Source organism: Pseudomonas sp. SAS7 (assembly GCF_052112345.1).
GTDB classification, from domain to species: domain Bacteria; phylum Pseudomonadota; class Gammaproteobacteria; order Pseudomonadales; family Pseudomonadaceae; genus Aquipseudomonas; species Aquipseudomonas putida_Q.
Map to the genome: position 1 here is coordinate 183,416 of NZ_JBEGGO010000001.1, position 23,438 is coordinate 206,853.

At 63.7% G+C, this 23,438-nt stretch carries 20 protein-coding genes and 1 pseudogene; 12 read left to right on the top strand and 9 right to left on the bottom strand.

Features of this window, described 5'->3' with window-relative positions:
- Positions 1-211: 211 nt before the first annotated feature.
- The gene (locus ABI582_RS00915) at positions 212-1,555 is read right to left on the bottom strand and encodes an MFS transporter (protein WP_442118098.1); all 1,344 of its coding nucleotides are present in this window, start codon (positions 1,553-1,555) and stop codon (positions 212-214) included.
- Between the two features lie 45 nt (positions 1,556-1,600).
- The gene (locus ABI582_RS00920; protein WP_442118099.1) at positions 1,601-2,743 is read right to left on the bottom strand and encodes an iron-containing alcohol dehydrogenase; all 1,143 of its coding nucleotides are present in this window, start codon (positions 2,741-2,743) and stop codon (positions 1,601-1,603) included.
- Positions 2,744-2,885: 142 nt separating this feature from the next.
- Here ABI582_RS00920 and ABI582_RS00925 point away from each other — a divergent pair, with 142 nt between their 5' ends.
- From ABI582_RS00925 to ABI582_RS00955, 7 genes are all read left to right on the top strand, one after another.
- On the top strand, positions 2,886-3,824 hold the full coding sequence (locus ABI582_RS00925) for a LysR family transcriptional regulator (RefSeq protein ID WP_442118100.1): 939 nt from the start codon (positions 2,886-2,888) through the stop codon (positions 3,822-3,824).
- 116 nt (positions 3,825-3,940) lie between these two features.
- Positions 3,941-5,164, top strand: a complete 1,224-nt coding sequence (locus ABI582_RS00930; protein ID WP_442118101.1) for an SfnB family sulfur acquisition oxidoreductase — start codon at positions 3,941-3,943, stop codon at positions 5,162-5,164.
- Between the two features lie 10 nt (positions 5,165-5,174).
- On the top strand, positions 5,175-5,840 hold the full coding sequence (locus ABI582_RS00935; protein ID WP_019472129.1) for a methionine ABC transporter permease: 666 nt from the start codon (positions 5,175-5,177) through the stop codon (positions 5,838-5,840).
- Positions 5,841-5,866: 26 nt separating this feature from the next.
- Positions 5,867-6,637, top strand: coding sequence for a MetQ/NlpA family ABC transporter substrate-binding protein (locus tag ABI582_RS00940; RefSeq protein ID WP_338747085.1), 771 nt, complete (start codon positions 5,867-5,869; stop codon positions 6,635-6,637).
- A gap of 41 nt (positions 6,638-6,678) precedes the next feature.
- A complete protein-coding gene (locus ABI582_RS00945; protein WP_442118102.1) occupies positions 6,679-7,692 on the top strand; it encodes a methionine ABC transporter ATP-binding protein in 1,014 nt (337 codons plus the stop codon).
- Between the two features lie 132 nt (positions 7,693-7,824).
- On the top strand, positions 7,825-7,971 hold the full coding sequence (locus ABI582_RS00950) for a hypothetical protein (RefSeq protein WP_442118432.1): 147 nt from the start codon (positions 7,825-7,827) through the stop codon (positions 7,969-7,971).
- A gap of 93 nt (positions 7,972-8,064) precedes the next feature.
- Positions 8,065-8,211: a hypothetical protein gene (locus tag ABI582_RS00955; protein ID WP_442118433.1), complete on the top strand. Its 147-nt coding sequence runs from the start codon at positions 8,065-8,067 to the stop codon at positions 8,209-8,211.
- A 121-nt stretch (positions 8,212-8,332) separates the two neighbouring features.
- Here ABI582_RS00955 and ABI582_RS00960 read toward each other — a convergent pair whose 3' ends face one another.
- On the bottom strand, positions 8,333-8,797 hold the full coding sequence (locus ABI582_RS00960; RefSeq protein WP_012272789.1) for an Lrp/AsnC family transcriptional regulator: 465 nt from the start codon (positions 8,795-8,797) through the stop codon (positions 8,333-8,335).
- A gap of 479 nt (positions 8,798-9,276) precedes the next feature.
- Here ABI582_RS00960 and ABI582_RS00965 point away from each other — a divergent pair, with 479 nt between their 5' ends.
- Both ABI582_RS00965 and ABI582_RS00970 read left to right on the top strand, forming a co-directional pair.
- Positions 9,277-9,543, top strand: a complete 267-nt coding sequence (locus tag ABI582_RS00965) for an AzlD family protein (protein WP_442118425.1) — start codon at positions 9,277-9,279, stop codon at positions 9,541-9,543.
- Between the two features lie 153 nt (positions 9,544-9,696).
- Positions 9,697-10,572, top strand: a complete 876-nt coding sequence (locus ABI582_RS00970) for a universal stress protein (RefSeq protein ID WP_442118103.1) — start codon at positions 9,697-9,699, stop codon at positions 10,570-10,572.
- Between the two features lie 22 nt (positions 10,573-10,594).
- Here ABI582_RS00970 and ABI582_RS00975 read toward each other — a convergent pair whose 3' ends face one another.
- The gene (locus tag ABI582_RS00975; RefSeq protein ID WP_442118104.1) at positions 10,595-11,482 is read right to left on the bottom strand and encodes a LysR family transcriptional regulator; all 888 of its coding nucleotides are present in this window, start codon (positions 11,480-11,482) and stop codon (positions 10,595-10,597) included.
- A 122-nt stretch (positions 11,483-11,604) separates the two neighbouring features.
- Here ABI582_RS00975 and ABI582_RS00980 point away from each other — a divergent pair, with 122 nt between their 5' ends.
- Positions 11,605-12,048, top strand: a complete 444-nt coding sequence (locus tag ABI582_RS00980) for a GFA family protein (protein ID WP_442118105.1) — start codon at positions 11,605-11,607, stop codon at positions 12,046-12,048.
- A gap of 230 nt (positions 12,049-12,278) precedes the next feature.
- Positions 12,279-13,504, top strand: a pseudogene (locus ABI582_RS00985) (MFS transporter).
- Positions 13,505-13,721: 217 nt separating this feature from the next.
- On the opposite strand, the gene ABI582_RS00990 reads toward ABI582_RS00985, so the two are convergent.
- The 4 genes from ABI582_RS00990 to ABI582_RS01005 form a co-directional block, all read right to left on the bottom strand.
- A complete protein-coding gene (locus ABI582_RS00990; RefSeq protein ID WP_016486148.1) occupies positions 13,722-14,105 on the bottom strand; it encodes a DUF2493 domain-containing protein in 384 nt (127 codons plus the stop codon).
- Between the two features lie 21 nt (positions 14,106-14,126).
- Entirely contained in the window at positions 14,127-16,841 is a 2,715-nt protein-coding gene (gene mgtA, locus ABI582_RS00995) for a magnesium-translocating P-type ATPase (RefSeq protein WP_442118106.1), read from the bottom strand.
- 764 nt (positions 16,842-17,605) lie between these two features.
- Positions 17,606-19,231 carry a methyl-accepting chemotaxis protein gene (locus ABI582_RS01000; protein WP_442118107.1) on the bottom strand — a complete coding sequence of 542 codons (1,626 nt, stop codon included), beginning with the start codon at positions 19,229-19,231 and terminating at the stop codon, positions 17,606-17,608.
- 155 nt (positions 19,232-19,386) lie between these two features.
- Positions 19,387-20,277, bottom strand: coding sequence for an alpha/beta fold hydrolase (locus ABI582_RS01005; RefSeq protein ID WP_442118108.1), 891 nt, complete (start codon positions 20,275-20,277; stop codon positions 19,387-19,389).
- Between the two features lie 226 nt (positions 20,278-20,503).
- On the opposite strand from ABI582_RS01005, the gene ABI582_RS01010 reads away from it, so the two are divergent.
- Positions 20,504-21,745 (top strand): DUF1835 domain-containing protein, encoded by a 1,242-nt coding sequence (locus ABI582_RS01010; RefSeq protein WP_442118109.1) that lies wholly within the window; start codon positions 20,504-20,506, stop codon positions 21,743-21,745.
- Between the two features lie 139 nt (positions 21,746-21,884).
- Here the strand turns inward: ABI582_RS01010 and pdxR are convergent, their stop codons facing one another.
- A complete protein-coding gene (gene pdxR, locus ABI582_RS01015; protein ID WP_442118110.1) occupies positions 21,885-23,372 on the bottom strand; it encodes a MocR-like pyridoxine biosynthesis transcription factor PdxR in 1,488 nt (495 codons plus the stop codon).
- Between the last annotated feature and the right edge of the window lie 66 nt (positions 23,373-23,438).

Genomic DNA, 23,438 nt, shown 5'->3' on the forward strand with positions numbered 1-23,438 from the left:
GGATAAATATATTGTCATGATGCCTGGCATCACAAACCGTTATGAAACGACTTCTGGAAGCTGATGCGATCCTTGTGGGAGCGGCCTTGTGTCGCGATTGGGCCGCAACGCGGCCCCATCGGTCTCGACGGTCCTGCAAGGATCCTGGGGCCGCTCTGCGGCCCAATCGCGACACAAGGCCGCTCCCACAGGGATTGCACAGGCCTGGCGATCACTGGTCGGCAGAAACCGGCTGCTTCAGCAGCAGTACATAAGCCATCGCCGCCACCGCCGCCACCGCAGCACTGATCAGGAACGCCGAAGCAAACGACCCGGTCTGCTGGATGCTGAACCCGGTCACGATCGGTGCCACCGAGCCTGCCAGGTAGCCACCAAAGTTCTGGATCGAGCCAAACGAGGCCACGCGCTGGCTATCGACCACGGTGTTGGCAATCATCCAGGCGGTAGAGCTGGCCATGTTCACGCTGAACAGTGCGCAGCACAGCAGCGCAACGCTGAGCATGAAGCCGCTGCCGAACGACAGCGGAACGGTAAATGCCGCCGCCGCGAACAACGCAGCCACCACTACCCGCTTGCGGCTACCCAACACGCTGGCGCCGTTCTTCACCAGGCGGTCGCAGATGCGGCCCGCGACAATGGTGCCCAACGCGCCGAATACATAGGCCAGCGAAACCACCCAGGCCGTCTGGTACAGGCTCAAGCCATGTTCGCGCTCGAAGTAGCCCGGCAGCCAGGTCAGGTGCAGCCACAGCATGTAGATCACCCCCATGAAGCCCAGTACGGCGCCCCAGGTGCTCTTGTGGCGAAACAGCTCGGCCCAGGCCGCCAGTTGTGCCCGCAGGCTCGGCCTGGCACTTGCCACCGGCTGTTTATGGGCCTGTGTCGCCAGCAGCCGCTCACGTTCCTCGGCAGGCAACTCGGCCAGGTAACGCGCCTTGCTTTTGTAGAAGGCAAACCAGCAGGCGGCGACCAGGATGCCGAATACCCCAGTGACAATGAACATGCCGCGCCAGCCCCAGGTGATCATCAGCAGGGTCAGCAACGGTGGCGCCAGGCACGGCCCGATGCAGGTCGATGACAAGACGATGCCCGTCGGTGTGCCGCGCTTTTCGGCCTCGAACCACTCCGCCAGGGCTTTCGCTGCCGACGGGAACATCGGTGCTTCGCCAATCCCCAGCACCACCCGCAACCCGATGAATGCGGAAAAGCTGTTGATCAGGCCGGAGGCTGTCTGTGCCACCGACCAACCCAGCAGCGCCGCCCCCAGCGAGATCTTGCTGCCCAGGCGGTCGATGATCATGCCCAGCGGCAGCTGCGAGAAGGCATACGCCAAGGAAAACGCCGACAGCAAAATGCCCATCTGTGACGGCGTGATGCCCATGTCGCGCTGGATGGACGTATTGGCGATCGACAGCGCACTGCGGTCGACGTAATTGATGATGCCGATCACCAGCAACAGGCTGACGGTGATGACCTGGTACTTTTTGAACGGGTTGGAGTTGGCGACCGCTTCCCCTGTGGGGGCAAGCTCGGCTTGCGCGTACTTGGTATTCATGGGCGTTCACTTTTGTTGTTATTGATTGAACAGCGGATTGGCGCCTTACATCGACGCTTCAAGCAACCACTGGTAGTCCTCGGCAGACGCCTCACGCGGGTTGGTCCGATGGCTGTGATCGGCCAACGCGCCCTGGATTATGCGTGGGAACTGCTCTTCGCTGACACCCAGTTCGCGCAGGCCGGTCGCCAGGCCCAACGCGCGGGTCATGTCGTGAATGGCCTGTTCGATCTGGCTTTCGTCTGCCAGCCCCATCGCCTGGGCGATACGCGCCATCTTGTGCTCGTTCAGCACGGTGTCGGCCTTGCGGTTGAAGGTGATGACAGCAGGCAGGAAAATCGCGTTGAGGGTGCCATGGTGCAGGCGCGGGTTGATCCCGCCCAAGGCATGGCTAAGGCTGTGCACACAGCCCAGGCCCTTCTGGAAGGCCAGCGCACCTTGCAGCGAAGCGCTCATCATGTTGATACGCCCATCGAGGTTCTGCGGGTCTCGGGTCGCGCTTTCGATGAAGCGCCAGGCGCGCCACAGGCCGTCCAGGGCGATGCCGTCGGCAGGTGGGTTGAATGCAGGTGCCATGAAGGTTTCCAGGCAGTGGGCAATCGCATCCATGCCGGTGGCCGCGGTAAGTTGCGCGGGCAGGCCAAGGGTCAGCGCCGGGTCGCAGATGGCCGCCTTGGGCACCACATGGGGCGAGATCACGCCCACCTTGCGCCCGTCATCGAGAATCAGAATGGCGCCCCGCCCTACCTCGCTGCCGGTCCCGGCCGTAGTGGGTACGGCAATCACCGGCGCAGTTGCCGGCGTGATTCGCGCCAGGCCGCCTTCGATCACCGCAAAGCTTTTCAATGGCCCTTCGTGCCGGGCACACACCGCCACACCTTTGGCCAGGTCGATCGCCGAGCCGCCGCCAATGGCAATGATGCCGTCACAGCCGCACTCCTTGAACATGGCCACGGCTTCACGCACCGCGGTCTCGTTGGGGTTGGGTGGCGTACCGTCATAGATCGGCAGTTGGGCAGCGCTGTCGGCAAAGGTGTTCAACGCCGTATCGACGATACCGGCAGCGCGCACGCCACGGTCGGTCACGATCAAAGGCCTGGTTATACCAATGCGCTCGCACTCGGCAGGCAAGAGGGCAATGGCGCCGATATCGAATTGGATCTGGGTGATGTAGTTGATCAGGGACATAAGGCTCAGCAGGCTCCTGGCATTGTTGTTCTGGGCGGTTCAGCCGCACTGAATGCGACACCGTGCAGCGCCAGTATAGGAATGCGCGCCTGGCCATGGTATTGAGAACAATCCATAGCGGTATAACCAGAGCGCATACCCGATGACCCCATCACTTAACTCGATCATGTCCAGGCTGCATGCCCGCCACCTGCGCCTGCTCATCGAGCTGGACGAGCACCGCTCGCTGCTGGGTGCAGCAGGCAGCGTCGGGCTTACCCAGCCCGGTGCCAGCAAGGCGCTGCAGGAAATCGAAACCACCTTCGGCACGGTGCTGTTCAACCGCACCAACCGCGGGCTGGAGCCCACTGCCGCGGGGCACTGCGCCATCCGCTACGCGCGCGTGGTGCAAACCGATATTTCCAACCTGCGCCATGACCTGGATGCCATCCTGCGCGGGGTGGGCGGCCGGCTGGCGGTGGGCGCCATCATGGGCGCTGTGCCATTGCTGATGCGGGCCGTATCACAGCTGGCCAGTATCCAGCCGCAGATGTCGTTCGAGATCATCGAAGACACCAGCCAGTCGCTGCTGGCACAGATCGAAAGCGGCCGGCTGGACATTGCCCTGTGCCGCACCAGCGTCAGCAATACGCCGCAACTGTTTGCCAGCACCTTTGTCCAGGATGAGACGCTGGCGGTAATCGCCAATGTCGACCACCCGCTCAAACACGCCCAAACCGTCAGCCTTGCCGAATTGGCCGAGAGCCGCTGGATCGTATACCGGGCCAACATGCCGATGCGCGTGCAACTGGAGCGCGAATTCCACGACGCCGGGCTGCGCTTCCCGCTGCACCTGGTTGAAACCACCTCGATCCTGGCGACCCTGTCGCTGCTGCAGGACCGCCCCGACTTTGTGGCGTTGGTGTCGATTGACGTGGCCCGGCAATGCGCGATGAACCAGCAAGTGCGCATGCTGCCCCTGACCATGGGCTCGGTCAGCGACCCCTACGAGCTGGTCACCCGCAAAGGCAGCCAGACGACGCCGGCCATGGACACACTCACCCAACTGCTGTTGCAAGGCGGACAGCACAACAACAGTTAGTTGCGTTTTCAGGCAGGAACAGCCCATCTCAGGCATCTAAAAGCCTGATTTTACTGGACTAAAACATTGGCACAGCAGCTGCAATGCAAGGTCATCCGACTGCATTCGAGCTGCTCATGCCTGACTTGACCGTATCTGCCACTTACGAAATCCGCCCACCGGCGGCGCACATCATTCGCGACGACGCCGAAGCGTTGGCCGTCGCTCATCAAGTTGCCGGACTGCTGCGCGAGGGCGCCGCCGAGCGCGACCGCAACCGCGAAGTACCCGCCGACATCGTCGACGCGTTTTCCAACAGCGGGCTGTGGGGCATCACCGTGCCACGGGCCTATGGTGGCGCCGAGGTATCGTTCGCCACACTCGCCCGGGTGATCGCCATCGTCTCCGCTGCCGACCCTTCGCTTGGGCAGATTCCGCAAAACCACTACTGCCTGCTCGAAGACATCCGCCTGCAAGGCACCGCAGAACAGCAACGCTTCTTCTACGAGCTGGTACTGCAAGGCCATCGCTTTGCCAATGCCCTGTCGGAAACCGGCGGCAAGACCGTGCAGGACATTCGCACGCGCCTGGTCGCCGAGGGTGACGGCTACCGCATCGACGGGCGCAAGGGCTACTGCACCGGCTCGTTGTACGCCCATTGGCTGGGCGTGCTGGCGCTGGACGAGCAGGACCGTGCCCAGTTGGCCTTCGTCCAGCGCGGCAGCGCCGGGCTGGTGATTGTCGACGACTGGAGCAGCATGGGCCAACGCACCACCTCCAGCGGCACGGTGCTGCTCGACGGCCTGCGGGTGCCGGCGTTCAACCTGTTCCCCAGCTACCGCTCCTACGAAAGCCCGACCCTCGCCGGGCCTTTCGCCCAGTTGACCACCGCAGCCATCGACGCCGGTATCGGCCGCGCAGCGCTGGACGACACCATTGCCTTCGTGCGCGAACATGCCCGGCCGTGGATCGATGCCCAGGTCGACAAGGCCAGCGAAGACCCGCTGACCATCATCCAGGTCGGCTCGCTGGAAATTCGCCAGGAGGCCGCCGAGGCACTGCTCGAACGTGCAGGCCAGGCCCTGGATGCGGCCAGGCCCGCACCGAACGAAGACAACGTGGCCCTGGCTTCGATTGCGGTGGCCAAGGCCAAGGTACTGACCACCGAGGCCGCCATCGAGGCCAGCAACCGCCTGTTCGAACTGGGCGGCACGCGCTCGTCGATGACCCGCCACAACTTTGACCGCCACTGGCGCAACGCCCGCGTGCACACCCTGCACGACCCGGTCCGCTGGAAGTACCACCTGGTCGGCAACTGGGCACTGAACGGCATCAAGCCGCCTCGCCACGACTGGAACTGAGGCCACGCCAATGAACGACCTGCTGACCAACGTCGACTGGGCGGAAATCGCCCAGGCCTGCCTTGAAACACTGAGCATGCTGGGCGCCGCGCTGGGCTTTACCGTGCTGTTTGGCCTGCCCCTTGGCGTACTGCTGTACCTCACCGGGCAGCGCCAGTTGCTGGCCCACGGCCCGCTGTACCGAAGCCTGTCGGTGGTGGTCAACGTGCTGCGCTCGCTGCCGTTCATCATCCTGCTGATCGTGCTGATTCCGCTGACCACCCTGTTGACCGGCACCTCGCTGGGGGTCAAGGGCACCATCCCGCCGCTGGTGGTCGGCTGCACGCCGTTCTTTGCGCGGCTGGTTGAAACCGCCCTGCGCGAGGTGGACCGCGGCCTGGTCGAGGCCAGCCAGGCCATGGGTGGCAGCATCGCGCAGATCATCCGCTACACCCTGCTGCCCGAAGCGCGCACCGGGCTGATTGCGGCGGTCACCGTCACTGCCATCGTGCTGGTCGACTACACCGCCATGGCCGGGGTGATCGGCGGTGGCGGCCTGGGCGACCTGGCGATCCGCTTTGGCTACCAACGCTTCCAGACCGATGTGATGGTGGTCACCGTGCTGCTGCTGATCCTGCTGGTGCAGGCGCTGCAGATGAGCGGTGACCGCCTGGTAAGGCATTTCACCCGCCGCTGAGCCCCTACACTTCTCAGGTACCGACCATGAAAAAGACCCTCACTGCCCTCGCCGCTTTCCTCGCCTTCAGTGCCCAGGCCGCCGAACACCTTGTGGTCGGCGCTACGCCGGTACCGCACGCGGAAATCCTCGAATTCGTCAAACCGGCCCTGGCCAAACAAGGGGTCGACCTGGACATCAAGGTGTTCAACGACTTCATACAGCCCAACCTGCAACTGGCGCAAAAGAACCTGGACGCCAACTACTACCAGTACCGGCCATTCCTGAACGACTTCAACAAAACCCGGCACACCGACCTGGTGCCAGTGGTGGGCGTGCACATCGAACCGTTCGGCGCCTACTCGGCCAAGTACAAGAACCTGGCAGAGCTGCCCGATGGCGCCAGCGTCGCCATCCCCAACGACCCGGTCAACACCGGCCGTGCCCTGGTGCTGCTGGCCGAGGCCGGGCTGCTCAAGCTGAAGGACCCGGCCAACCCGCAGTCCACCCAGCGCGACATCACCGACAACCCCCGCCACCTGAAAATCCGCGAGCTGGAGGGCGCCATGCTGGCGCGCTCGGTGAAACAGGTCGACCTCGCCTTCGTCTTCGCCAACTACGCCCTGGAGGCCGGCATCGATACCAACAGCGCGCTAATCGTGGAGAAAGGCAAGGACCTGTACGTGGAATATCTGGTCGCCCGCCCCGACAACCTGCAGGACCCCGGCATCCAGAAGCTGGCCAAGGCGCTCAACTCGCCTGAAGTGCGCAACTTCATCCTGACCCGTTACAAAGGCCAGATCGCCCCTGGCTTCTGACCCCTGACGCCCTCTGGTGACAGAGGGCATGGAACCCGAACATGAGCCGTTACCAGCAGCAAATCCAGCCAACCGATGCGCAGCTGTGCCTGCGCGGCATCCACAAACACTACGGCGCGGTCAGTGCGCTGGACAATATCGACCTGCAGGTACGCCGTGGCGAGGTGTTCGGCATCATCGGCCGCAGCGGTGCGGGCAAATCCTCGCTGCTGCGCCTGCTCAATCGCCTAGAAGCCCCCAGCGCTGGCCAGGTACTGATCGACGGCCAGGACATCGCCGGGCTGCACGGCAAGCCCTTGCGCGCGCTGCGGCGCAAGGTGGCAATGATCTTCCAGCACTTCAACCTGCTGGCCAACAGCACCGTGGCCGAGAACATCGAGTTGCCGATGCGCATGGCCGGGGTGGCGCAGGCACAGCGCAGCGCCCGGGTCGAGGAACTGTTGCGCCTGGTCGGCCTGGCCGGCCGTGGCGGCGCTTACCCCGCACAACTTTCCGGTGGCCAGAAGCAGCGCGTGGGCATTGCCCGGGCACTGGTGCTGGAGCCACAGATTCTGTTGTGCGACGAAGCCACGTCGGCGCTGGACCCGGAAAGCACCCAGGCGATCCTCGACCTGCTGCGCAGCATCAACCAGCGGCTGGGCCTGACCATCGTCCTGATCACCCACGAAATGCAGGTAATCCGCGACCTGTGCGACCGTGTAGCCGTGCTGGAACAAGGCCGCATCGTCGAAACCGGCGCGGTGTGGGAAGTGTTCGGCAACCCCCGGCACGCCGTCAGCCGCATTCTGCTCAGCGAGGCCGCGCCGGCCGCACAGGCCAGTACTGCCGGCAAGCGCTACCTGGACTTGCACTACACCGGCGGCAAAGGGCTGAAGCCCGACCTGGCGGCCATCGGTGCCGCACTGGGCGATGGGGTGAGCCTGTTCTCGGGCTCGATCGCGCCGATCCAGGGGCGGTTCCTTGGGCAACTGCGTCTGGCCATTGCCAGTGCGACGCCGGATGACGAGCTGTTGCGCCAGGCCAGGCTGCTGGCAGACCGCGCCGAGTGGGTCTGAATCAAGCATTGACCTCAAGACATACACAACTCCAGGTAGGAGCAGCCTTGTGCTGCGAAGAGGTCATCACTGCCGAAGCATATCTATTGCCTTGCCGGCCTCTTCGCAGCACAAGGCTGCTCCTACAAGGACATGGCAAGCCTGACCGATTGGGCCATTGCCGGCAAAATTGCCATGGTGGATATCCGCACCGGTGAGCAGACCATCCTCTATTACCTGATCCAGCCGCTGAACCGGGCCAAGGAGGCACTGGTTTCAAGCCATGCAAAGTACCTGTAGGAGCAGCCTTGTGCTGCGAAGAGGCCATCACTGCCGAGGCATCTCTATCGCCTTGCCGGCCTCTTCGCAGCACAAGGCTGCTCCTACAAGGACATGGCAAGCCTGACCGATTGGGCCATTGCCGACAAAATTGCCATGGGGGATATCCGCACCGGTGAGCAGACCATCTTCGATTACCTGATCCAGCCGCTGAACCGGGCCAAGGAGGCACTGGTTTTCAGCCATGCAAAGTACCTGTAGGAGCAGCCTTGTGCTGCGGAGGCCATCACTGCCGAAGCATATCCATTGCCTTGCCGGCCTCTTCGCAGCACAAGGCTGCTCCTACACGGTAACGAGGCAGACCGAGCACAGGGCATTACGACTACACCGGCAGCTCGGTGGTCAGCTTGATCTTTTCCATCGGCACTTCGGTCTTCACGTTCTGCACCACGCTCAGGCTGGTCAGGTGCTTGATCTGGAAGCGTCGATAGGCTTCCAGGTCTGCCGCCACCACCCGCAACAGCAAGTCGCAATCGCCCGCCATCACATGGCACTCCACCACCTCAGGCAACTGCCGCACGGCCTCGACAAACTCGTCGGTGGTGTCCTGGTCCTGGCGCTTGAGCCACACCCGCACGAACAGGGTCAGGCCCAGCGCTACCTTGGCCGGGTCCAGCAACGCCACATAGCGTTCGATCACGCCTGCCTCTTCCAGCAGGCGCACCCGTCGTAGGCACGGCGAAGCAGACAACCCCACCTGCTTGGCCAGCTCCTGGTTCTGCAACCTGCCGTCGCGCTGGAGCGCGCGCAGGATGCGCCGGTCGATGGCGTCGAGCTTGATTGGCATCTATAGACCTCTTTATCGATATTGTCGGTAGCAGATGCCAAATGCTCGACGCATCAGCGCAACTACGCAAGCCAATTCCAGCTGCACATTGGAATAATTTGCCTCCACTGGAGGTGGCCATGAATACCCATGAACCTGTACTGAACGATCCCCCCGCCACCCTGCCGCAAAGCGAACCGCGCCGCGGCGCGGTTGCCGCATTGCCGGCGCTGCTGGGGTTCATCCCTTTTGCCCTTGTCCTCGGCGCGCAGGTCGGGCCGCTGCTCGGGGACCTGCGCAGCTATGGCTTTGACATCGCCTGCGCCGCGGTCTTCCTGGTGCTGCTCAAGGGTATGTGGAGGGGCGTACACGGCGCCCTGGCCTGGCTGTTCAGCCTGATCACTGCCGCACTGTTCTACCTGCTGATTCCCGGTGGCTGGTACGTACTCGCGGGTACCGTGGCCGGCCTGGTGACCGCTTACCTGTGGGCCAAGCCATGCATGGCCGTGGACACCAACCTGACTCGTGCGCTGGGCTTTTTACTGCTGCGCAACGGCACCCTGGGACCGCAGCTGACCCAGGTACTGAACGCCGCGCCCGGCTGCGTGCTGATTGCCGTGATCGCACCCAAGTTCGTTTCCGGGGACCCGGCCGACCTGATTGCGCTGGGGCTTACGGTGTACGCAGCTACGCGGTTTTCCCTCTTGCCGGTGGTGGTGTTTGCCATCGTGATGACGGGGGTGCTGCGCCTGTTGTTGCCGGCATGATCCGCTGCGGCACCTACACTCCATTGACACAAATCAAGCCGTCGCGCCGGGTTCGCGCGACGATGGCTGCAAGCAAGGAATGACTCAAGCACCGCCAGGCGCACAGTGCACAACCCTCGAACACTGTGCGCGGCCTTGGACAAGGAGCCCCACATGAACCCGCTGAAACACGTACTGGTAGCCACCGACCTGTCCCCCCATGCCCGCAACGCAGCGGAGCGCGCTGCCTACCTGAGCAAAGCGCAGCAGGCCTCACTGGACCTGCTCTACGTTGCCAACCCGGCGCCCTTCGAACGCCTCAAGCAGTTGGTGGCGCCTGATGACGACCTGCTGAAGCGCGTGCTGGCTAGCGCCGCCGAGAAAACCCGCGCACTGGCAGCCCTGCTGTTCCAGCGCTATGACATTTCCGCGGGCGTGCAGGTTGCCAGCGGCTCGGTGATCACGGAAATCAACCGGGTGGTGCAGGACAAACGCAGCGACCTGCTGGTGTGCGGCGCCAAGGGCCAGAGCGTGGCGCGGCGCCTGCTGCTGGGTTCGACCGTGCAGAAAATGCTCAACCACATGCCCTGCCCTTTGCTGGTGGTCAAGCCGGCCCCTCGTGACGCCTATCGCAGCGTGCTGGTGCCAGTCGACTTCTCACCCGTTTCGCTGCGCGCCATCAAACTGGCCAAGGCCATTGCCCCACAGGCCGAAATCATTCTGCTGCATGTGTACGAAGCCCCGTTCGAAGGCAGCGTGCGCTTTGCCCATATCGACCACGACACGCTCACCCATTACCGCAATGTCATCCGCAAGGATGCAGCGGCGCAACTCGCTGCGTTGAGTGAGGCTGCCGGCATGGCCGACGCGCGGCAGATCCTGGTGCACGGTGACCCTGGCTGGCGCATTGCCGAACAGGAACAGGAGCTGGAGTGCGACCTGATCGTGGTCGGCAAGCAGGGTGCCAGCGCGCTGGAGGAGCTGTTGGTGGGCAGCGTCACCAAGCATGTACTGAACGAATCGCAGTGTGATGTGCTGGTGGCCCCATAGGCTGCAGGAGGGCTGAGCACCGCTATTCCAGGTACTGCTGCAGTGCCCGCGTCAGCCCGTCGAATACCTGCACAACCCGCCTTACCCGGCGCAAATCATGGTGCATGGCAACCCAGATATCGACGCGGAAAGCCACTTCACCCGGCAGCACCTGCACCAGCCCGTGCTGCCTGGCCAACTGGTTGGCACATACGCCAATACCGAGCCCCGCCCTGAGCGCTGCAAACTGGGCCAGATGGCAGTCGGTGCGGACAACGGTGCTCGCCAGGCTGCAGGCAAGGCCCTGCTGCCCCAGAAACGCAAGCTCTGTCAGGTTGCGGTCGGGCCCAATCAGCGGGTAGCGGCCCAGGTCATCGAGACTGCGCGGGGTGCCTTTGTGCGCAAGCAACGCTTCGGTTGCGTACAGCCCCACCCGCAGGTCCCCCACATGCCGCGTAACGACCGTCGCCTCGGTGGGCCGACGAATGCGCACTGCTACATCGGCCTCCTGCAACGCCAGGTCTTCCATGCGATTTGAAACGCTAAGCTCCAACGCCAACCCGGGGCTCGCTTCGCGCAGCGCTCGCAGCATTGGCGGCAGCACCTCGACACCCAGCAGCTGGCTGGCAGTGACCCGTACGGTGCCGCCGGCCTCACTGGCCTGGGCGGAAGCCGCGCGGGCGAAGGCTTCGGCGGCCAGCGCCATGGACTCGGCATGGGCGACCAGATCCCTGGCCGTGTCGGTCGGCATCAACCCTGCTGGCGAGCGGACAAACAGGCTGGTACCGACGCTGTGCTCCAACGCGTCGATCCGGCGCCGCGCCGTAGCCTGGGCGATCCCCAGCGCACGGGCGGCGGCAGAAAGGCTGCCAGTTCGAAGGACGGCGAGGAAAACCCGCTGGGTCTCCCACTGTAATTGCGGGGCGTTCATACATTTCCTATGAGCAGGTAGGCAGCTTTGATCAGTTTCAATCAAGCAGGATCTGCCGCATCCTTTACCGAACCTGCTACATCAATCAAGCGCCCCAGGCGTGAACAAGGAAGAAAACACCCATGCAACTTGCCGGTGAGTGCCGCTGCGGCGCTGTTACCTACCACTCCACAACCACGCTGCAGGCGGCGGTGTATGCCTGCCATTGCCAGCATTGCCAGGCATGGAGCGGCAGCAGCTTTGCGCTGCACGCCCTGCTACCAGAAGACGCGTTCACGCTGAACGGCCCCATGGTCGAATATCAGTACGAGCAGATGGGGCAGCAATCGCGGCACTACCTGTGCGCGACCTGCCACACCCGCATCTACAACACCACCTCGGCCGCACCCGGGCTGTGGGTACTCAGGGCTGGCACACTGCATGAACGCGCTGCGTTGCAGCCTGTTGCGCATATCTGGGTCAGGCACAAGCAACCTTGGCTGGCGTTGCCTGCCGGTATACCGGCCTGGGAAGAAAGCCCTACTGCGGAAGCATTCGCGGCTGCGTTAAGTGGGCATCGCACGTAAATTCGCCGCCGCGGCCCTCAGCTTTCGGGGGCCGTGAGTGCCTGGTCGGCGCGAAACTTACCAACGAACTGCAGCACTTTCCGCTCTATGCCAGGCGTTTCATCGATTGCACTGATGATTACTATCAAGCGGCCTGCCTGTCGGTCTGGCAAGGCCATCCCTATAATCGCCTGCAAATCCCTCCGCTCCTGCGCCTGCTACAGGCGACATCCCTCATGGAACCGACCCCCATGCCAAGCAACCGCCAGGCCCCTCGCGGCCTTCCCGAACATAATCAACAAAGTGTCACGCAGCAATGGCTGGCAATCCTCTCGGTCGCCGTGGGTGCCTTCGCCCTGGTCACCAGCGAGTTCCTCCCGGGGGGGTACTCAACGATGTGGCCAGTGACCTTGGCATCAGTGCAGGCCTTGCCGGCCTGATGGTAACGCTGCCCGGTATCATGGCCGCGCTAGCCGCCCCATTGATTTCCGTGGGGGTCGGCGCGCTGGACCGGCGCTACCTGCTGATCGGCCTGACGCTGATCATGATCATCGCCAACACCATCGTGGCCTACGCCGTCGACTTCAACCTGCTGTTGGTCGGCCGCGTGCTGTTGGGTGTCAGTATCGGTGGCTTCTGGGCGACCGCCATCGCCCTCAGCGGCCGCCTGGCCCCAGACGGCATGGGCGTGGCCAAGGCCAACTCGATCATCATGGCTGGCGTAACCCTGGCGACCGTAGTGGGCGTGCCCGTGGGCACCTGGCTCAGCGGCCTGATGGGCTGGCGCATGACTTTCCTGGTCACCGCACTGGTGGGCATACCCGTGCTGCTGGCGCAGGTATTGCTGCTGCCGCGGCTGCTGCCGGAAAAGGCCATTCGCATCAGCGACCTGCCAGCCTTGTTCATCAACCCTCAAGCGCGGGTGGGGCTGATTGCCGTGCTGCTGATCGGCCTGGCGCACTTTGCCGCGTACACCTATGTTGCCCCGTTCTTCAAACAGAATGCCGGCTTTGACGGGCCTACGATTGGCTCGCTGTTGCTGCTGTATGGCGTAGCCGGGTTCATGGGCAACATTTTTGCGGGCTACGCTGCCAACCGCAGCGTGCGGCATACCCTGATGCTGGTCGCGCTCATGATTGCTGTCAGCACCGCCCTGTTCCCGCACTTCGCCACCGGCATGACCGGCGCCGCGATGCTGATCGCGTTGTGGGGCTTCGCCTTCGGTGCGTTCCCGGCCTGCGCCAATATCTGGATGTTTGTGGTGGCGCCCAAGGATGTTGAACGTGGCATGCCGCTGTTCGTGGCCATGTTCCAGGTGATCATTGCACTGGGCTCGTTCTTCGGCGGGCAGGTGGTCGACCATATGGGCACCGCAGTGCTGTTGAGCCTGGCCACCGCGTTGGTGGGCTGCGGCTTTGTCACCGTGCTGGTGCTGGGGCGCAACGTGAGCAACAGCCTGGCCGCGCAGCCAGGCTGAGTAGCCGCCTGGAGCGACTGCGCAAAGCTTGAGCTGTCGAAAACCGACGCGCTTGCTTCTCGGGCACGCCCGCTCCCAAAGGTGCCGTGCCCGCTTCAGGCTTACGCAGGCCCTGTAGGAGCGGCTTTAGCCGCGAACACCGGCGAAGCCGGTGCCATCCACCGCGTTGGATTCTTCGCGGGTGAACCCGCTCCCACAGGGCTAGTGGCAGACAGGCTTATCCCACGCCAGGTTCATCCCGCTCGGGCCGCCGTGGTTGCCTGCCGCAGATCACCGGAACCTCCGCGCCGCGAGCCCTGGCCAGCAGTTCCTCGGTGTCGTCGCCCCCAGGCAGCGCGAGCAACAGATCAGGGCGGCTGTCATTGAGCATGAACAGGTTGCGCAGGCGTTCGGCCTGCTTGCCGTGCAACTGCCAGTTCGGCGGGTAGCGCACCAGATCGGCCCCGTGCTCGCGTGCCCAGCTTTCGATCTCGCCGCCGAGGAATTGGCTGCCACCGTGGATCAACACCCGGATCGGCCGTTGGCGCTGAACGTCATCCAGGGCCTGGCGGCAGCGCCGGGTGTCGGCATAGTTGCGTCCCGCACAGATCAGTACTCGCATGGCTTGCTCTCCTCGCCTCGCTCAGAACCACTGCCCGAAGCGGCGGATGTAGAGGGTCTTCATCCCTTGCGCGACCACGCAATAGCCCAGCAGGGTAGCAACCAGCCAAGGGAAGTATTCCCACGGCAGCGGCACTAGGCCGACCATCGCGCCCACCGGCGAGAACGGGATGTAGATACCCAGTGCCATCACCAGCCCCGTTGCCAGCACCACCGGCAGCGCAGCGGTGCTCTGGAAGAACGGCACCTTGCGGGTGCGCAGCATGTGTACCACCAAGGTCTGTGACAGCAACCCTTCGATGAACCAGCCAGACTGGAACAGCGCCTGCATCTCGACGCTGTTGGCGGCGAACACATACCACATCAGGGCAAAGGTGGTGATGTCGAAGATCGACGAGGTAGGGCCGATCCACAGCATGAAGCGGCCGATGTTGCGGGCATCCCATTTGCGTGGCTTGCTGAGAAACTCCTTGTCCATGCGGTCCCATGGCAGCGACAGCTGGGAGAAGTCGTACATCAGGTTCTGCAGAAGCAGGTGGATCGCCAGCATCGGCAGGAAGGGAATGAACGCACTGGCCACCAACACCGAGAACACGTTGCCAAAGTTGGAGCTGGCAGTCATGCACAGGTACTTCATGATATTGCCGAAGGTTTCGCGGCCTTTGAGCACCCCCTCCTCCAGCACCATCAGGCTCTTTTCCAGCAGGATGATGTCGGCCGACTCCTTGGCGATGTCGGTGCCGCTGTCCACCGAGATACCCACGTCGGCATCGCGCAGGGCTGCGGCGTCGTTGATGCCGTCGCCGAGGAAGCCCACAGTGTGACCATTGGCCTGCAGGGCCTTGAGCACACGTGACTTCTGCAGCGGAGTGAGTTTGGCAAAGACCGTGCGTTCCTCCACCTGAAGCTTCAGGGTGGTGTCGTCCATGCGCTCGATGTCCTGGCCGAGCAGTGGCAGGCCTGGCTCCAGGCCCACCTCACGGCAGACCTTGCAGGTAACCACCGGGTTGTCGCCGGTCAGCACCTTCACCCGCACACCCATGTCACGCAGGGCGGCAATGGCCGGGCCGGCGGTTTCCTTGGGTGGGTCGAGGAAGGTCAGGAAGCCCTGAATCACCAGGTCGCGCTCATCCTCGGTGTGGTACTGCGCCTTGCCTTCGGCAGCCGGGATCTCGCGGGTGGCGACCACCAGCACACGGAAGCCATCCTGGTTGTAGGCATCGGCGCTGGCCAGAAGCTGCTGGCGGCGGAGCGAGTCCAGTGCAACGACGCTGTCGCCTTCCTGCACATGGGTGGCGATGGCGAGCATTTCCTCGACCGCACCCTTGCTGACCAGCAGGTGGTCACCCAAGGCGTTTTTCACCACCACCGACAGGCGACGGCGGATGAAATCGAACGGCAGTTCGTCGACCTTTGCGTAGGCGTAAGGCACCTGGAACTCACGGTCCTGGCCAGCGAAATGCAGCACGGCCTGGTCCATCAGGTTGCGGATGCCGCTCTGGTGATGGCTGTTGAGCCAGGCCAGTTCAAGGATGTGCTTGTCGGTTTGGCCGTCGAAGCGCACATGGTGCTCGAGGATGATCCGGTCCTGGGTGAGCGTGCCGGTCTTGTCGGTGCACAGTACGTCCATGGAGCCCAGGTTCTGGATGGCGTTCAGGCGCTTGACCACCACCTTGCGGCGGGCCATGGCCACGGCGCCCTTGGCCAGGTTGGCGCTGACGATCATCGGCAGCATTTCCGGGGTCAGGCCCACTGCCACGGCAAGCGCGAAGAGGAAGGCATCACCCCAGTCGCCCTTGACCACACCGTTGATCATGAACACCACCGGCACCATCACCAGCATGAAGCGGATCAGCAGGCTGCTGACGCTGTTCACGCCGCGGTCGAAGGCGGTCTGGCTACGGGAGCCGGCAATGGCTTTGGCCAGCGAGCCGAAGTAGGTACGTCGACCGGTGGCGACCACCACGGCGCGGGCGCGGCCGCTGACCACGTTGGTGCCCATGAAGCAGATGTTCGGCAGCTCGAGCAGGTTGCCCTGGTCAGCGCCATGCCCAGTGGCGGACTTCTGCGCGACATTGCCCAAGGTGTCGTACTTCTCGACCGGCAGCGCTTCGCCGGTGAGCACCGCCTGGCTGATGAAGAGGTCGCGCGATTCGAGCAGACGAATGTCGGCGGGGATCATGTCGCCTGCAGAAAGCTGCACGATGTCGCCGGCGACCAGTTCGTCCATGGGCACTTCGCGCAGGCGCGGGGCCTGCCCGACCTGCTCGCGGCGCAGCACGGTGGCGGTGGTGCGCACCATGGCCTTGAGCGCGTCGGCGGCCTTGTTCGAGCGGTATTCCTGCCAGAAGCGCAGCAGGCTGCTGAGGCTGACCATGGTCATGATGATGATGACCTTGGTCAGGTCGGCGTCGTCCGTTTCGCCGGCGCTGACCGGCAGCCAGTAGTCGGTGACGAAGCTGATCCCGGCCAGGGTCAGCAGTACATAGATGAACGGGTTGTGCAGGGCCTTGAGCAACTGCACCAGGGCGTGGGGTTGCGGGTCGTGGTCGACCTGGTTGGCCCCATCGCGCTCCAGGCGCTTGGCAGCCTCGTGCTCGGTCAGGCCGTGTTCGCTGGCATCCAGGTTGGCGAGGGTGACAGCCAGGCCATTGCGCGCTTCACGGGCGGCGCGGGTAGACAGGCGGGTTTCGCGTTCGGCCTTGGCCGATGAGGTGTTGCGGTGTTTGACAGTCATGTTGCTGTGCTCCTGCCGCTGCGGCGGCACGACACACAGACGTTTCACTCAGGCGGTGAACGAAGGCATGCCGGGCCGCAGAAAAATACTGGGCTTTTCCGACAGTTGTCTGTCCGCTGCCGAGGGTCGGAAGTTGTTTCGGCAGCGAACTTTCTACTCGCGCAGTCCATGGTTTGATTCCTTTTGATAAATACCGGGCAATAACTGCCCGCGAACTTCTAATTTAAAAAGTTCGAGAGCAAAGATACCGTTTAATATCTTTTATTCAGTGAGAAGTATGGGGGCTCAAACGGGCATGAAGACACGCCAGCCGCCCGCATCTACTGGGGGGCTCCTGGCTGTCGTCAGGGTACCCGTGCAGGCGGGACGGCCGGGCACGGGCCTGCTGCGGCGCAAGGCCGGCGAACAGACAATGTGAAACGAATGAAGTGAGGTTCATGAGCTTGCCTCCAACCGGCAGACACCGGTGGCGGCAAGTCACGACGGAGCATCAGGCTCTGGCGCGGCTTGCCCGACCAGGGTGTCGGGACCGGTGTTCCGGTTCAAGTGCCTGACCCGGCCATACGGCAGGGGTCAGGCAGCGACTAGATACTGTGTCCATTGAAATCTTCAGTGAATGGAAAAAAGGCCCTTTCTCGGGGCGATCGAACTTTATTCAAGCGTAGTATCGAAGTCAACCCGCAAGGGGAACTTTAAATAAGTTTCACCCACTTTTAATGTAACAATGATCAGGTTCGAGTTTGACGCCCGTCGCCCGGCGAACCTTACACCCTGAACCGCCCCACCAATGCCGTCATTTCCCCCACCAGCCCCGACAGCGCCTTGCTCGCCTCGCTGGTCTGCTGCGCTCCCGTCGCCGAGTTGATCGACAGCTCGCGAATGTTCAGCAGGTTGCGGTCCACTTCCCGCGCCACCTGAGCTTGCTCTTCGGCCGCACTGGCGATGACCAGGTTGCGCTCGTTGATTTCGCCAATCGCACTGTAGATACCTTCCAGCACCTGCCCCGAGGCCAGGGTCACGTCCAGTGTCGACTGCGCTCGGTTGGTGCTGGCCTGCATCGACGCCACCGCCGCTTCGGTGCCCGCCTGCACGCGGCCGATCATCTGTTCGATTTCCTGGGTCGATTGTTGCGTGCGGTAGGCAAGCGTGCGGACCTCATCCGCCACCACCGCAAAGCCGCGCCCGGCCTCACCGGCACGGGCCGCCTCGATGGCAGCATTGAGCGCCAGCAGATTGGTTTGCTCGGACACCGAGCGGATCACTTCCAGTACCTTGCCGATATCGCGCACCTGCCCGACCAGTTGCTCCAGGTGCGCACTGCTGGCCTGGATCTCGCGGGTCATGGCCTCGGTGCCGTCGATGTTTTCGCTGACTTGCTGGCGGCTTTGCGCGGCCAGCTGGTTGGACTCGCTGGTGGTTTGCGAGGTGGTGATGGCGTTGCGCGCAACCTCCTCCACGGCCGTGGTCATTTCGGTCACCGCGGTGGCTGCCTGCTCCAGCTCCTGCCCCTGCTGGCGCAGGTTGTTGGCGCTTTCCTCGGTAACCGCGTTCAACGCCGTGGCAGCGGCGTCCAGCTGCCGGGCACAGTGGTTGATCTGCCCCAGGGTGTCGCGCTGGCTCTGTTGCATGCGCTGCAGTTCGTGGAACAGCTGGCCGATCTCGTTGTTGCCCTGCCCTTGCACCGGCACGCTCAGGTCGCCACCGGCAATGCGCTGGAAATGCCGACCGGCTTCGCGCAGGGGGTGCAAAACACGCTGGGCAATAAAGGCCCAGCACAGCGCCGCCAGCGCCAAGGTCACCGCCAGCAGCCCCAGGCTTAGCAGTTGGGCGCGGGCCAGGCGCCGGTCAGACTCAAGCATGATCTGCTGGCCACGTTCGCTCAGTGCGCCCACCAGTTGCTGGCGCAGCGCTTGTAGCCGGCCCATGGCATTGCCGGCATCGCCGTTGACCCTGAAGTACTGCTCGAGCGAGCGCTGGCGGGTTGCCTCACGCTGCCCGGCCACCGCCTTGGCGTAATCGGCAAAGGTAGCCTGCAGCTGGGTTGCCAACGTGCGCAGGGCTGGATCGCGGGTGTTCTCGACAAATTCGTCGACCAGCGTCTGGCTCTTGTCGTTCAGCTCGACCGACAGCGCCATGCGCTTGGCTGCACTCTCGTCATGGCCACCCAACTGCTCGATGAAGCCCGAGGACACATTGGCGCTGGCGCGAATCGCCATCAACAAGGCGTTGTTCAGCCGGTCGGACTGGTGTGCGGTCTGGTCCAGTTCGGTGATCTGCTGGTCGCTGCCCACCGCTGCCCGCCAGGCACTGACGGTAGAGAACAGCAGGGTCAGGCTGAACAGCGACAGCACCCAGAACATTCCGGTACGTATTTTCAGGTTGGCAAGCATGCGGGCAGTACTCCTTGTTGGCACCACTTCTGGTCGAGATTCGACGGTGGGTGTGCTGCTATCGGAGGTGCCCGCGCAGGCTTGAGGCGCAGGGAGCCGGTTATGGGCGGTAACCGAACAGATGTTGCCGGGCGCAGGCTGCGCCACGGCCAACCTCAGCGATCGAGGAAGTCGACTACCGCCTGCGCGAAGGCCTGCGGTTGGTCCAGCATGACGAAGTGGAAGCTGCCATCGATACGTTTGAAGCTGATGTTTCGCGTCCCGGCATAGGCGTTTGCGAAGGTTGCATCGACGCTGGCAGCGGGTATGCCATACAAGGGGTCATAGGCATAGACGACCTGCACCGGCGACTGGATGCCGCCAAGCTCCGGGCGCAGGTCGGTGGTCATCAGTTCATAGGTGGCCTCGGCTACCACCTTGCGGTCCGAGCGTAGCGCGGCGTCGACCAGTGCCGGCCGGGCCGCCGCGGTCTTGGCCAGCCGGTCGATGGCTGTGCGCTGCATGGCTTCGGCCTGCGCTGCCGGGGCCAGCAGCATCCCATCACGGAATGCCGCAGCCTGCGGTGCAGCCTTTTCGGCAGTTGCCGTGGGGTCGATCAATAACGTGTAGAACGGCAGCGCATCGACAACCATCAGCCGCCCTACCCGCTCGGGGTGGCGTGCGCCAAGCATCAGCGCCACCTCACCGCCCAGCGAATGGCCAATGATGGCCGGTGCCTCAAGGTGCTGGCTGCGGATATAACCTGCAACCGCCTCGGCCACGGGGGCGGCCACGCGCCCGTCCACAGTGGCCACGGCAGGCGAACCGGCAAAGCCTGCAACCTGCACCAGGTGCAGGCGATGCTGTTGGCGCAGTGTGCTGGCCAGCCCCGCCCACACCTCACGGGATGAAGCCAGCCCGGGGATCAGGATGACGTCTGGCCCGGTACCCTCGACCATTACCGAAATACGTTCGCCAGCCACAGGTACTGGCTGGCTTGGCGCGGCCAATGCCGAGCCCAGCGACAAGCTGGTGCCGATTGCTGCAAGCAGGGTGCGTATGCGCATGGTCGCCATTCCTTTGACTTCAACGGAGAAAAGCCCGCCACTATAAGGCGCACGGCAACCCACGGGGAAACTATCGTTTGCAACCCGCTGCGCTGCACCGTTAAAGTCGGGGCCTGGGCGCCGGCTGCGCCTGCGGTCCGCGCGAAGGGGTTGCCCGAGCCATGCGTCACTCCATTTCCATACCAGCTCCCGGCTTGTCGGCGGACCGAGCCCCAAAGGAGTTGGCATGCCCGCCATGAATGCTTCACGCCACCACGGTTTGCTCGACCTGCCCGCCTTGCGCAAACGCGCCAAGCGCTTGCTGAGCCAACTGAAAAACCACCAAGCCGACGACGCCCGCGAGCAATTGCGCACGCTTGGCCTGCCCGGCCCCGACTACCGGCTTGCCGATACCCAATGGCTGGTGGCCCGCGAGGCCGGCTTTGCCAGCTGGCCCAGGCTCAAGGCCCATGCCGACGCCGTGGCTTTCGCAGCACGCCACCCCGGTTTTTCCGCCGATGACGAGGCCAGCGTGCAGCACTGGCGCTGCGGCAACGACATCGCCCACAGCTTGCGCACCGCCGGGTTTGCCGGCGCCTTCCAGATGTTCGACGACCCGATGGTCATGGGGCCTGTACCAGCGCTGCCCGATGAGCAGTACTGGCAGGTGCGCAGCGCCTACGTGCAACAGGCGTTCAAGCTGAGCCCCCAGGACCTTGAACAGCGCCAGGCGGCGCAGCGTAGCGCATTGGCCGGGCTTAACCGCGACAGCGAAATAGTGCTGTGGTGCGAGGCTGACGCTTACGACCAGCTGTTCCTGATTCGCGTGCTCGCCAGCCTGCCCGGCCTGCCGCGTCGGCTGGAACTGATCGAAATTGACCAGGTGCCCGGTATCGAGCGTTTCATCGGCATCGGGCAACTGGCCCCCGACCTGTTGGCCTGGCTGTGGCCGCAACGTCGCGCACTGGGTGAGGATGCACTGGCCCTGGCCCGCGAGGCATGGGCGGCCTACACCGCACCCAATCCAAAGACCTGGGCAGGCCTCGCTGACCACACGCACTCGGCCTTGCCGTTGCTCGGCGGGGCACTGGCGCGCCAGCTGCAGGAGCTGCCGGGGGCACAGGATGGATTGAGCCTTACCGAACGCCTGCTGCTGCGCGTGCTGTCTTCACGCGGCGAGCTACCGGCCGGCCGCGTGTTTGGCCAGTTGATGATGCAGGATGACCCGCTGCCTTACCTCGGTGACCAGATGTTCCATGTGCTGCTGCAGCCGTTGATCCACGCGCCACAGCCGCTGCTGCTGGAAGGCCCGGGAGAGGCCTGGGCGCAGCGACCGCTGCGGCTGACCCCGCTTGCCGAGCAAGTGCTTGAAGGCAAGGCTCACTGGCTTGATCACAACCCTGCACAGCGCTGGGTTGGCGGGGTGCTGGTGGATGCGGCTGACAGGCCTTGGGTAGTGACCGAACAAGGGGAGGTGTGGCGACGTTGATGATTCCTCAGGGTTAGCAAGCCCCTGTGGGAGCGGGTTTACCCGCGAAGCAGGCGACCCGGTGTATGGCACCGGCTATGCCGGTGTTCGCGGGTAAACCCGCTCCCACAGAGCCCTCATCCGGGCTTGCATGTTGATTTTATCCCGCGGCAATAGCGCTCCACGCCTGTGCCAAACGCTGGGTGGCCTGCCGGATCTCATCCACATCCAGCGAAGCAAAGCCCAGGCGCAAGGCATTCTCGGCATGGCCAAACGGCGAGAACTGCCGACCGCTGCGCACCACTAGGTCCAGTTCCAGCGCCTTGGCTACCAACTGGTCCACATTGATCGCGTAGGCAAACCGCACCCACAGCGCCAGCCCACCTTCCGGCTCCTGCACGGTAATCTGCTCGCCAAACGCCTCGTGCAGGCAAGCCAACAGGGTCTGCCGACGTCGACGGTACTCGCGGTTGACCCGGCGCAAGTGCTTCTTCAGCTCGCCATCGTTGATCAAGTCCGCCAGCATCCGCTGCATCACCGCATCGCCCTGCCCCAGGGTCAGCGTCGCCCTGCGCTCCAGCACTGCGGTTACCTCTACCGGCGCGACGATATAGCTGCAACGGAACGTGCTGCCCAAGGGCTTGGACAGTGTGCCGATGTAAATCACATGCCGCTGCTGACGGTCGCTGGCCAAAGGCAGGTAAGGCCGCCCGGAAAAGTGGTATTCGTAGTCGTAGTCTTCCTCGACCACGCAGAAGGCGTGCTGCCGCGCCAGCTCCAGCAACTGCTGCCGGCGCCCGGCTGGCAAGCTGACCGTGGTCGGAAACTGGTGATGGGGCGTTATGTACATCATCCGCACCTTGTGCTGCCGGCACAGGGCATCGATCTGATCGACCCGGCAACCCTCATGGTCCAGGTCCACGGTCACCAGTCGGGCCCCCAGCTGGCGGAAAATCTCCCACGCCGGCGGATAGCTCAGGCGCTCCACCAGCACGGCATCCCCCGGCTTGAGCAGCACGCTGGCCAACAGCGACAGCGACATCTGCACGCCTTGGGTCAGGCAGATATGCTCGGCGCCAACGTTCAGGCTGCGATTGTGCCTCAGCATGTCGGCCAGGGCGGCGCGCAGGTAGAGGCTGCTGCAATCGCTGCCATGGCGCACGCTGTTGCTGGTAAAGCTGCTGCGCAAGGCATTGCGGTAATAGCGATGCAGAACTGCCTGGGGCAACAGCCGGTGGTCACAGGCGCCGTTGTCAAAGAACAAGGCCCCTGGCCGCCCCTGCTGCGCTGCAGCCCGTTCGTTCGCCTCGAAGTAGGCAACGGCAGGCTCCTCTGGCAACGCCAGGGCGAAGGGCCCCGTGGTAGCGGGCTCGGTGGGTGTGCCGGCGGCCAGCTGTTGGCTGACAAAGGTGCCCCGGCGCTGCACGCTCTGCAGCCAGCCTTTGGTCTCGGCTTCCTCGTAAGCAAGGATCACCGTCTTGCGGTTGACGTTCAACAGTTGCGCCATTTCCCGCGTGCCCGGCAGCGGCGTGCCAGGGCGCAGGCGGCCCTCGCTGATCGCGGCCACCAGCCCCTCGACGATCTGCCGGTACGAAGACTGCGCCCCATCAAGCTTGAGCAGCGGCTGCCATTTGCGAAGCTGGACCATGTGAATTATCCAAAACTGGAGGTTCTGCTGGTCCTGGACTATAGCAACAATCGAACCTTCATTTGC

What these genes read in the sequence shown, in the direction of transcription:
- ABI582_RS00915 (WP_442118098.1), bottom strand. Translation starts at nt 1,555, where the DNA reads ATGAATACCAAGTACGCGCAAGCCGAGCTTGCCCCCACAGGGGAAGCG.
- ABI582_RS00935 (WP_019472129.1), top strand. Translation starts at nt 5,175, where the DNA reads ATGAACGACCTGCTGACCAACGTCGACTGGGCGGAAATCGCCCAGGCC.
- mgtA (WP_442118106.1), bottom strand. Translation starts at nt 16,841, where the DNA reads ATGACTGTCAAACACCGCAACACCTCATCGGCCAAGGCCGAACGCGAA.
- ABI582_RS00980 (WP_442118105.1), top strand. Translation starts at nt 11,605, where the DNA reads ATGCAACTTGCCGGTGAGTGCCGCTGCGGCGCTGTTACCTACCACTCC.
- ABI582_RS00960 (WP_012272789.1), bottom strand. Translation starts at nt 8,797, where the DNA reads ATGCCAATCAAGCTCGACGCCATCGACCGGCGCATCCTGCGCGCGCTC.
- ABI582_RS00930 (WP_442118101.1), top strand. Translation starts at nt 3,941, where the DNA reads ATGCCTGACTTGACCGTATCTGCCACTTACGAAATCCGCCCACCGGCG.
- ABI582_RS00925 (WP_442118100.1), top strand. Translation starts at nt 2,886, where the DNA reads ATGACCCCATCACTTAACTCGATCATGTCCAGGCTGCATGCCCGCCAC.
- ABI582_RS01005 (WP_442118108.1), bottom strand. Translation starts at nt 20,277, where the DNA reads ATGCGCATACGCACCCTGCTTGCAGCAATCGGCACCAGCTTGTCGCTG.
- ABI582_RS00945 (WP_442118102.1), top strand. Translation starts at nt 6,679, where the DNA reads ATGAGCCGTTACCAGCAGCAAATCCAGCCAACCGATGCGCAGCTGTGC.
- ABI582_RS01000 (WP_442118107.1), bottom strand. Translation starts at nt 19,231, where the DNA reads ATGCTTGCCAACCTGAAAATACGTACCGGAATGTTCTGGGTGCTGTCG.
- ABI582_RS00955 (WP_442118433.1), top strand. Translation starts at nt 8,065, where the DNA reads ATGGCAAGCCTGACCGATTGGGCCATTGCCGACAAAATTGCCATGGGG.
- ABI582_RS00965 (WP_442118425.1), top strand. Translation starts at nt 9,277, where the DNA reads ATGGCCGTGGACACCAACCTGACTCGTGCGCTGGGCTTTTTACTGCTG.
- ABI582_RS00970 (WP_442118103.1), top strand. Translation starts at nt 9,697, where the DNA reads ATGAACCCGCTGAAACACGTACTGGTAGCCACCGACCTGTCCCCCCAT.
- ABI582_RS00920 (WP_442118099.1), bottom strand. Translation starts at nt 2,743, where the DNA reads ATGTCCCTGATCAACTACATCACCCAGATCCAATTCGATATCGGCGCC.
- ABI582_RS01010 (WP_442118109.1), top strand. Translation starts at nt 20,504, where the DNA reads ATGCCCGCCATGAATGCTTCACGCCACCACGGTTTGCTCGACCTGCCC.
- pdxR (WP_442118110.1), bottom strand. Translation starts at nt 23,372, where the DNA reads ATGGTCCAGCTTCGCAAATGGCAGCCGCTGCTCAAGCTTGATGGGGCG.
- ABI582_RS00990 (WP_016486148.1), bottom strand. Translation starts at nt 14,105, where the DNA reads ATGCGAGTACTGATCTGTGCGGGACGCAACTATGCCGACACCCGGCGC.
- ABI582_RS00950 (WP_442118432.1), top strand. Translation starts at nt 7,825, where the DNA reads ATGGCAAGCCTGACCGATTGGGCCATTGCCGGCAAAATTGCCATGGTG.
- ABI582_RS00940 (WP_338747085.1), top strand. Translation starts at nt 5,867, where the DNA reads ATGAAAAAGACCCTCACTGCCCTCGCCGCTTTCCTCGCCTTCAGTGCC.
- ABI582_RS00975 (WP_442118104.1), bottom strand. Translation starts at nt 11,482, where the DNA reads ATGAACGCCCCGCAATTACAGTGGGAGACCCAGCGGGTTTTCCTCGCC.